The organism is Bartonella tribocorum, assembly GCF_002777915.1.
GTDB classification, from domain to species: Bacteria; Pseudomonadota; Alphaproteobacteria; order Rhizobiales; family Rhizobiaceae; genus Bartonella; species Bartonella tribocorum_A.
The window spans coordinates 35,472-44,789 of the sequence record NZ_NJGE01000017.1 but is presented as its reverse complement, the minus strand read 5'-3'; the positions used below and the strand labels follow the sequence as shown (position 1 = coordinate 44,789).

The 9,318-nt window shown below is 37.2% G+C and carries 7 protein-coding genes, 2 tRNA genes and 1 pseudogene; 4 read left to right on the top strand and 6 right to left on the bottom strand.

Translation table 11 applies throughout. The features are described 5' to 3' along the window. Positions 1-748 (top strand): annotated as a pseudogene (locus CER18_RS07240) (PBSX family phage terminase large subunit); the annotation flags it as partial. Then, positions 733-2,787: a portal protein gene (locus CER18_RS07235; RefSeq protein WP_100129360.1), complete on the top strand. Its 2,055-nt coding sequence runs from the start codon at positions 733-735 to the stop codon at positions 2,785-2,787. The pseudogene CER18_RS07240 and the gene CER18_RS07235, both read left to right, overlap by 16 nt. A 455-nt stretch (positions 2,788-3,242) precedes the next feature. Here the strand turns inward: CER18_RS07235 and CER18_RS07230 are convergent. The 3 genes from CER18_RS07230 to CER18_RS07220 form a co-directional block, all read right to left on the bottom strand. Next, positions 3,243-3,317, bottom strand: a tRNA-Val gene (locus CER18_RS07230). A 98-nt stretch (positions 3,318-3,415) separates the two neighbouring features. Continuing rightward, the gene (cpdR, locus tag CER18_RS07225) at positions 3,416-3,778 is read right to left on the bottom strand and encodes a cell cycle two-component system response regulator CpdR (RefSeq protein WP_005773448.1); all 363 of its coding nucleotides are present in this window, start codon (positions 3,776-3,778) and stop codon (positions 3,416-3,418) included. A gap of 763 nt (positions 3,779-4,541) precedes the next feature. Beyond that, positions 4,542-5,459, bottom strand: coding sequence for an alpha/beta hydrolase (locus tag CER18_RS07220; protein WP_100129359.1), 918 nt, complete (start codon positions 5,457-5,459; stop codon positions 4,542-4,544). Positions 5,460-5,740: 281 nt separating this feature from the next. Between CER18_RS07220 and CER18_RS07215 the strand changes: the two genes are divergently transcribed. Beyond that, the gene (locus CER18_RS07215; RefSeq protein ID WP_100129358.1) at positions 5,741-6,208 is read left to right on the top strand and encodes an Hsp20 family protein; all 468 of its coding nucleotides are present in this window, start codon (positions 5,741-5,743) and stop codon (positions 6,206-6,208) included. A 213-nt stretch (positions 6,209-6,421) separates the two neighbouring features. Here CER18_RS07215 and CER18_RS07210 read toward each other — a convergent pair. Then, positions 6,422-6,498, bottom strand: a tRNA-Pro gene (locus CER18_RS07210). A 588-nt stretch (positions 6,499-7,086) separates the two neighbouring features. On the opposite strand from CER18_RS07210, the gene CER18_RS07205 reads away from it, so the two are divergent. Then, complete coding sequence (locus tag CER18_RS07205) at positions 7,087-7,461, top strand: iron-sulfur cluster assembly accessory protein (protein WP_100129357.1); 375 nt, start codon at positions 7,087-7,089, stop codon at positions 7,459-7,461. A 79-nt stretch (positions 7,462-7,540) separates the two neighbouring features. On the opposite strand, the gene mazG is transcribed toward CER18_RS07205, so the two are convergent. Together mazG and CER18_RS07195 are read right to left on the bottom strand one after the other, a co-directional pair. After that, complete coding sequence (gene mazG, locus CER18_RS07200; protein WP_100129356.1) at positions 7,541-8,350, bottom strand: nucleoside triphosphate pyrophosphohydrolase; 810 nt, start codon at positions 8,348-8,350, stop codon at positions 7,541-7,543. A 33-nt stretch (positions 8,351-8,383) separates the two neighbouring features. Further along, the gene (locus tag CER18_RS07195) at positions 8,384-9,313 is read right to left on the bottom strand and encodes a lipid A biosynthesis lauroyl acyltransferase (RefSeq protein WP_100129355.1); all 930 of its coding nucleotides are present in this window, start codon (positions 9,311-9,313) and stop codon (positions 8,384-8,386) included. Positions 9,314-9,318 lie beyond the last annotated feature (5 nt).

Below are 9,318 nucleotides of genomic sequence, written 5' to 3'. Positions count from 1 at the left end.
GAAGTTTCCCAAGATCTTAAATGAAGCACGGCTTGATGATTTGAGAAACCGCCCCGAGACTTATAAGCATATATGGGAAGGGGCTTATCTTACAGCGGTTCAAGGTGCTTACTATCAGAGGGAAATGTTGGCAGCCGAGCAAGAGGGGCGGATAGGGCGTGTTTCTCGTGATCCTTTAATGCAGATACGCGCCTTTTGGGATATTGGGGGCACAGGAGCCAAGGCAGATGCAACAGCGATATGGATAGCGCAATTTGTTGGTAGAGAGATTAGAGTGCTTGATTATTACGAAGCGCAAGGGCAGCCTTTATCCGAGCATATCGGTTGGTTGCGTCACAATGGCTATGAGAAGGCACTCATGGTTTTACCCCATGATGGTGCGACCAGAGACCGTGTGCACAATGTGAGTTTTGAGAGCGCTTTAAATGATGCGGGTTTTGAAACGCAGGTCATTCCTAATCAAGGGGCAGGTGCTGTCAAAATGCGTATCGAGGCAGTGCGACGGATTTTGCCTTCAGTTTGGTTTAATGAAGAGACGACCGTAGCGGGGCGTAAGGCACTCAATTGGTATCATGAGAAATGGGATGAGAAGCGGGGTATTGGTTTGGGGGCAGAACATGATTGGTCCAGTCATGGTGCGGATGCCTTTGGATTGATGTGCATTGTTTATGAAGCACCACGCATTAAACCGCAACAAGAACGTTATCGCGCTATAGAAAGAGAAGCGGCATCATGGATGGCATTCTAAGTTATAACTCTAAAAAAACGACAGATTTTGATGAAGATGAACTCTATAGGCGTTTAAAATCTTGGTATAAGGAAGATATTGAACACGTCAATGAATGGCGTGAACAAGCGCGTGAAGATTTTGATTTTTATAATGGTCGTCAATGGGCTGAAGAAGATCTTGCGGTTTTGAAAGCACAACGCCGCCCTGTTATGACCTTTAACCGTATTGCCCCCCTTGTTAACGCAATTGTTGGGGCTGAACGTAATAACAAGCGTGAAGTACAGTTTCAACCAAGGCAAGCAGGAGCCGCAATATCCAATGAATTACTCACTGGAGCAGCAGAATGGTTTCGTGATGAGGCAGAGGCGGAATATGCCGATTCCGATGCTTTTCAAGATATGGTCATTTGCGGCATGGGCTGGACAGATACACGGCTTGATTATGAAATAGATCCTGAAGGAATTCCTGCTATTCAACGCTTAGATCCACTGAAAATGGTTTGGGATGCCAATGCTGTAAGACCCAATCTCATTGATGCGCAGCGTATGTGGTATGTTGATCGTAAACCCATTGAGGATGCTAAAAGTCTTTTTCCTGATGTAGCAGTTGAAGATCTCCATGCTGATTGGGCAACAGATAATACAACCGCTTGTGAGGAATATCATGTCTCACTCGATGCTTATAATGATCATGCCAATGCAGATTCTTTCTCACAGTCGGCTTCTGAAAAACGCTATGTTACGCTGGTTGAATGCCGTTGGTTTGAATATGAAGCTTATTACAAGGCACTTGATCTTCAAACCGGACAGATGCGCAATTATAGTAAACAAGAGTTTGAACAGATTCAAAGGGTGGCGCCACAACTACAAGGGGTGCGTTTTAATAAAAAGGTGGTCAAGCGCGCTTTTCTGGGACGGCGTCTTTTAGCAAAGCCCGATAAACCCTTAGCACCAGATGGACAGCTTGGCTGGGAATGTATCACAGGCACACTGGATAAGCTTAAAAACCAGTTTTACGGGATTGTTCGCCCCGCAAAAGATCCGCAAAAATGGTCGAATAAATATTTTAGCCAAGTCATGTATATTTTAAACAGCCAAGCCAAAGGTGGTTTGATGGCAGAGCGTGACGCTTTTGATGATGAGCGCCAAGCATTAGAAAATTGGACACGAACCGATACGATTACGTGGGTTAAAAATGGGGCGCTTACAGGAGGAAAAATCCAACCAAAGCCAAGTGCACAGTTCCCTAATGGCTTCTTTCAGTTGTTTAATGAATCGCGTGAAGCGATAACACATGTTACAGGACTGTCGGCAGAGTTTATAGGCACAAGAGAGGTTAATCAAGCGAATGTATTGGAAAATACACGCCGGCAATCAACGCTTAATTTGCTTGCAGGTTTATTTGATAATCTTAAGCTTTATCGATGTCGACAGGGAAAAATTATCCTTTATCTGATTCAAAACTATCTTTCCGATGGGCGTTTGGTTCGGATTTCTGGACCAGAAAATGCACAGTATGTTCCCTTAACACGTGAAGCTGTCACAACGCTTGAATACGACATTATTGTTGATGATTCACCAACAAGCCCCAATGAAAAAGAGAGAACTTTTGCGGCAATTACGCAAATGTTGCCGTTGCTTGGTGGTTTCTTAACACCGGAGATGATTCCAGATCTTTTAAAGCTTTCTCCACTACCGGCAACATTGGTGGCAAATTTAACGGCAAAAGCACAGCAGGCACAACAAGAACAACAGCAGCAGAAAATGATGCAACAAAACCAAGGAGCACAATTAACTCCAGAGCAACAAGCAAAGATTGCTGCTCTCCAGCAAGAAGCACAAGCAAAGGGCACACTTTATCAACTTGATGCACAACAAAAGCAGGTAGCATTGCAGCAGAAAAATATTGAGCTTTTCTTGAAACAAGAACAAGCCCGCATGCAGCTCGAACTTCAACGGGCAAAAAATGAGATAGCGCAGCGTGACTTAGAGCGAAAGGCGTATCGAGCGCAGTTGGAACAGTATCGAGCAACAACAGCAAGAGCGCAAATCTATTAAAGGAGCAAAAGAGAATATGGAAGAAAAGTTTACACCTGAAGAACAAGCAATTTATGACGAACATTTTGCCAGTGATCATGCTGTTGAGTTTATTTTTATATCTCTACTTATTTTGACAACAGCGGTGCGTCAATAGAGAAGAGAGAATCAAAAAAATAGGGGACCGATTAGAAGATAAAAAAGTTTTTTAGAAAAGAGCTTATCTTTGTCGAAAGAATTTTACAATAAAACCTTCTAATTCGTCGCAATTGAAACTGTTGTTGCATTTATGATGCTTTTTAGATGGCTTATCCCGAGAATTCTTATCAGAATCCAAAAAATATTAGAATATCCTGTAGAACATGCTCTTTGGAGAATTAGGTTGCTAAATCCTATTCCCTAACCTTTATTTACGCATCTCGTACTCTGAAAAGAATACGACAAAACACTAAATTATTTATGATATAAAGTGCGAATGGTGGGCGTGACAGGGATTGAACCTGTGACCCCTACGATGTCAACGTAGTGCTCTCCCGCTGAGCTACACGCCCATTCACCGATGTTGCATACACCATATAGAATGACAAACGTCAATGCTTAATTTCATTTTCTTTTACAACAGATACAAATAATTTAGAAAAATATCCCTTTAAGCAGCAATAAGGATCTTTTCAACTTCATTGACGAGTTCACGTAAGTGAAATGGCTTAGAGAGAACCTTTGCATCAGGAGGAGCATCACTATTTGAATTGAGTGCAACCGCTGCAAAACCTGTAATAAACATTACGCGTAAATCAGGGTCAATCTCAGTAGCGCGTCGTGCAAGCTCGATTCCGTCCATCTCCGGCATCACAATGTCAGTCAGGAGAAGAGAAAATGGTTCTTCTTGTAAACGTTCATATGCGCTTATACCGTTATCGAAATCGGCGACTTCGTAGCCTGCACGTTCTAAGGCTTTTACAAGAAATCGGCGCATATCATTATCATCTTCTGCAAGCAGGATTCGTTTCATGATTGTGTTCCAATGGCTCCATTTGTCAGAGTTTTTGCCGCATCATTATACAATACAGAGTATTTATAAAAAAGATGGTAAAATACTCATAATTGAAATGAATGGCAAAATGGTTAATTCTTATATCCTTATTCAAAATACAACATATTCGTTGTAAGTTGGTTAAATTCGAACTCTATGTGATTTAAAAAAAGAAGGAATGATCTAAAACTTTTAAGATGATTCATTGCTATTTTTTCTTTTAAATTATCTGTTTCTTATCAGAATTCCATTAAAAAAATTGTGAAAACCGTTACTGTAGGGGTTGATTGTAGCAAGAAATTAGAAGTATATTATGTTAATTTATTGTTTTTAAAAGATTATCCTAAAAAATAAAATTTTTGTAGTTATTTATTTTTTTAGAGATTTTTAAATAAATTTTATAAAAAATGTTTATTTTAGAGTTTTTATTTAAGTGGATGAAGGATATTATTTTTTAGAAATACTATAAAATTATTCCTTAATAATATATCAAAAAAAGTATTTTGATGTCTCATTTATAAAAACGCATTATGATGTATTAAGGTAGTTTTTTACATTTATTACTTTTGTTATGAATTGTGAGTGAATATTTATTTCATGGTTTCTCTATAGAGTCTATAAAATGAATCACATGAGTTGTTAGAAGATGGAATAATCCATTATATAAGGAGTATTTATAGAATGGTGTCGCTCATAGAAAGCTTCGTTTTTAGTGGAGCAAAATGGAAGTTAAAGTTTCATATTATTTTATAGATATATTATCAGGGATAAATGCATCAAATGCAGCCCAAAATTGTTTTTTGTAATTTTCATTATACATAATTGTATCAAGTTTGGCACCTGTAATAGTAATACTTTCTGTAAGATGTGTGTGTTGGCATAATTGCCGTACTTCAATGTTGTTGGCTAGATTGTCTTGATTGGCAAGAATAAAGAGTGTTGGAATTTGTAAATGTTGGTGGCGTATATTTTCCTTCACAGAATTAATCACATTAAATACTGCTGCCATCCATCGCGATGTTGGGGGCTTAGTGGAAGGCAGTGATCCTTGACGCATGTGCCCCAATTGTATATTTAGGAAGTTTATTTTTTTTAATTTTTTCCCATCTTTTGCTGGTATAGAGCCAAAACCTATATCAGAAAGAAATTGTGTTAATTTATGTTGAAAACCATTCGTTTTATTGCCGAATGGAGCAAAAAGGGGAGAAATACAGAGCAATCTATTAAACTGATGATTAATGAGATCTAATCCGCTCAGTGCTATCAATCCCCCCATACCATAGGTGAGCATAGAGTAAGGTGGTGGACAATTAGGATAAACAATATTTTTAAGAAATTCATATAGGTCATTAATATCATTATTTATATCAAAGTAATGAAGGTGGCTTTTTTTTCTTATCTTAAAGGCTGGTTTTTTTTGATCAAACCAGTCAAATATTGCTGTATGAAAACCACGTTGAGAAATTTCATTCATGGCTAAAAAATATGTTTCTAAAGTATTTACCTCGCTTTCAAGAATAACAATTGTTCCCTTAGATTTTTTTGCTTCAGGATACGTTATCGCAAAACGAATTTCGCGATCTATTGCTATTTTAAGGGTACCATGATGAATATTAGGAGGAGTGGAATTCCAGTCTGTGGGATAAAGAGGTGTTTTCAATGGACATCCTTTACAAGTGTATTTTTGCAACTTGTCGCATCATGAGATAATGAGAAAGCTTTGATATTTATGTAATGAAGAAGAAGGATTAAGAAAGGGGGAGGTTGTTTTTTAGATCGTTTTTATCAATTCAGATACAAAAGAGTTGAAATAAGGGAAAATGATTACCAGATAATATATGTGGTTGCCATGATGGGGCCACCGGTTCACAAGTAAGTTTGCCATTTGGGAGCTTTGTGAGTCAATCATAAATTATAGTCGCTCTAAAGGAGGGCAGTATTATGCGTCAAGTAGATTTTTCACCATTTTATCGTTCCACAGTAGGTTTTGATCATCTTTTAAACTGGTTTGATTCTAGAACACAACCAGAGGAAATTTCTTCTTATCCCCCATATAATATTGAGCGTTTAAGCGAAGATTCTTATAGAATTTCTATGGCTGTCGCTGGTTTTTCTCAAGATGAGATTGATATTGAAATACATTGTAATCAGTTGATTGTTAAGGGAGAGAGAAAGCCTGAAAAGGATGATGAAGAACGAGAGTTTCTTTATCGAGGCATTGCTTCGCGTGCTTTTGAGCGGCGTTTTCATTTGGCTGATCATGTGAAGGTTATTGGGGCAGAGCTTGGAGATGGGCTTCTTCATATTCAGCTTAAAAGGGAAATGCCGGCTGAATTAAAACCAAAAAAAATAACCGTTCAAACGTCACCTTCCATTACAAAAAATGATAAGAGCAGCATTATCGCATAAAAAAATTATAAATTTTTAAAAGAATAAAGTAACGCGAGGCAAAGGTCTCGCGTTTGCTGCGAATCCTCGTGGAAGATATTTCTCATAAAGACTGTGTTTTTCAAATTAATAATAAAATATTTATTGCATATTACTCTGTGTTGAAGAAAAAAACATGTATGTGCAATTAAAATAAAAGAGTCTAAACAAGCTTATTTTATAGCGTTTTAAAAATGGTCGGAGCGGCGGGATTTGAACCCACGACCCCTTGACCCCCAGTCAAGTGCGCTACCAAGCTGCGCTACGCTCCGAGTCTGTGTGAAACGATTAAATGACTGTTTCTTTAAAGGCAAGAGAAAAAATAAACAGAACAAAATCTAAAATGCTCTTACACTTACAGCTTTTGAAAGCGAAATTTTTGCCTATCGATATATTGTTATTCTCACGAATCTGTAAAGTTCTTTGTTATCGTTAAGTTTTAAGCTCTATAATCAATAGGGTTTTATCGTTTAACTCCTTTTGAAGATTGTGAAGGGGAGAGATTTGTAATTTTAGGGGTATTGGAGAAGAAGAGTGCTCACAAGTGTGGGAGAGGTATATTTTCTTTATCTCATAGGTTATTAAAAATAAATATTTTCAAAGGGGTAAAATTGAATGTATGGCATTGAAACGTTTTCTTTCGTTTAGAGTTTTTATAGCAGAGATATTTTATGTTTTATGTGGGCAAAAAATTGTAAGTTCTAGATTTTACAATGAAAAATCTCATTTTATGAGGATGGATTATAAAAAGGTTAGAATGTTTTAATGTATGTCTTGTTGTTTTTCTTCTAAAGTATCAGATAGAATATGCTAGAGAAAAAACGTTCCAAGTGTCTATTGAACCAAGAAAAGAGTAAACAATGAGTCGTTTTTCGGTAATAAGTTTAACACAAGCTGCTGTAAATCGCGTTAAAGCGATTATGGATGCAAAAGATGCACGAGGTATTCTTGTTGGGATCAAAAAAGGCGGTTGTGCAGGAATGGAATATACAATTACTCTCGTCAAAGAAGAGGGAATAGATGCGGATGTTGTTGAAGTGAATGGTGCTCGTGTTTTCGTAGCACATGATGCCGTATTATTTTTATTAGGAACACAGATGGATTATGAAGTGACAACGCTTCGTTCTGGTTTTATTTTTAAAAATCCTAATCAAGTTTCAGCATGTGGGTGTGGCGAGTCGGTAGAACTTCGTCCTGTTCCCGAAGATCAATATAAAACCAATCGTGCTTCGTGAAATTATCCAAGTTTAGAGAAATTATCATTGAGTAATTCTAGGAGGCTAGTTCTTTTTGGTAGGAAAAAATCTAGTATTTTTATTGTTCATTTTTAGCTTGCTTCCAAAGTGCTTCCATTTCATTTAAGGATGTCTCAGTGAGTGTCTTAGATTGAGAGGATAGCTTTTCTTCGATATAGGCAAAACGATTTCGGAATTTTGTATTTGTTTTTTTTAATGCTTTTTGTGAATCAATCGCTAAGTGGCGTGCGAGATTAAGAAGAATAAAGTAGAGATCTCCAAATTCTGCTTCTATTTCTGATTTCTTTTTATTTTTGATGGCTTCTTTGAGTTCTTCAAGTTCTTCTTCTATTTTTGCAAAAACTTTATCACTTTCTTGCCAATCAAATCCCACTGTAGCCGCAGCTTCTTGTAAGGAAAGGGCCTCTTGGTTTGCTGGCTGGATTGGTTTTACTTTTGCAAGAATGCTTGAATTGTTGTTTTTTTCTTTGCATAATTTCTTTTGTTCAGCCTGTTCTTCTTTTTTTATATATTCCCAATCTTCTTTTATAAGTCCTCGTTTTTTTTGCTCAGCATTGCCAAAAACATGAGGATGGCGGCGAATCATTTTTGCCGTGATTGCATAAATAACATCTTCAAAAGTAAAGCTGCCTTCTTCTTGTGCAATGGTTGCATGATAAACAACCTGTAAAAGAAGATCACCAAGTTCTTCACAAAGATCTTTTTGATTTTTTCGTTCAATGGCATCAATGACTTCGTAAGCTTCTTCGAGCATATAGGGTATGAGGGATTCAAAAGTTTGTTTTTTATGCCAGAGACAACCATTGTCAGGATTTCGTAATGCTTTGATAATTGCGGTGAGATCTTTGATATCTTTTGAGGCTAACATTTGCACTTCCTCTGTAAGCAATAGAGCTTATGTTTAGATATCCCAACGTCTATGTAACCACATCCATTGTTCAGGATATTCACGGACCCAAGTTTCAACAATATCATTTAATTTTTGCGTAGAAGCAGCTATATCAATATCATTTTTTTCATCACGTGGAAGTTCTACATGTTCATATAATTCCAAACGATGACGCCCTCCAGGAAGACGAATACAACGTGCTGGATAAATATCACAGTTATATTGTCGTGCAAGCTTTATAATTAAGGGATTTGTTTTAAGGGGTCTGTTAAAAAATGTTCCCATGATACCGCGACGAAACTTTTGATCAACGAGCATACCAACGTTTTTACCTTCTGCTAATTTGCCTGCTAATGCCCACGCTGCACCGGCTTTAGAGGGAACAAGATGTCCCATAGACGTTTGTCGTGCTTTAAGGACTCGTTTGGCAACATAAGGGTTATTGGGTGGTCTAAATAATACCGTAACATTCAGATCAAAACTTTGTGCGCAAATAGGAAGAAGTTCAAAATTTCCAGTATGCGCTGTGAAAAAAATATGTGGCTTTTTTTCATTTTTTAAGCGTTTAAAGATTTCAACTCCTTTAACCTCAATAAAACCTGGTTCGTTCGCATGAGGATCAAAATCAAAAATTTTATCAAGATAAATATATTCGGCGAGAAAGCGCCCTATATTTTCCCACATTTCTATTGCAATCGCATGGCGTTCTTGCTCTGTTTTTTCTGGATAGGCATACCTAAGGTTTGCAAGTGTTATTTGATGACGATGGATAAGGGGACCAATTTTTTTTGCCAACCAAGAAAAAAAAGAAATTCCCATTTTGGCTGGAAAACATTTTAAAATAAATAAAGAACCAAAGAGCAGATATGCCCACAACAAGTAGGATATTTTTTTAGCTATAATTTTAATATGATATATGATTTTTTTAAGAAAAAGATTCATCATGA

Excerpts from the sequence above, each read along its gene's own strand:
- CER18_RS07235 (WP_100129360.1), top strand. The coding sequence starts at position 733 with ATGGATGGCATTCTAAGTTATAACTCTAAAAAAACGACAGATTTTGAT.
- cpdR (WP_005773448.1), bottom strand. The coding sequence starts at position 3,778 with ATGAAACGAATCCTGCTTGCAGAAGATGATAATGATATGCGCCGATTT.
- CER18_RS07215 (WP_100129358.1), top strand. The coding sequence starts at position 5,741 with ATGCGTCAAGTAGATTTTTCACCATTTTATCGTTCCACAGTAGGTTTT.
- CER18_RS07205 (WP_100129357.1), top strand. The coding sequence starts at position 7,087 with ATGAGTCGTTTTTCGGTAATAAGTTTAACACAAGCTGCTGTAAATCGC.
- mazG (WP_100129356.1), bottom strand. The coding sequence starts at position 8,350 with ATGTTAGCCTCAAAAGATATCAAAGATCTCACCGCAATTATCAAAGCA.
- CER18_RS07195 (WP_100129355.1), bottom strand. The coding sequence starts at position 9,313 with ATGAATCTTTTTCTTAAAAAAATCATATATCATATTAAAATTATAGCT.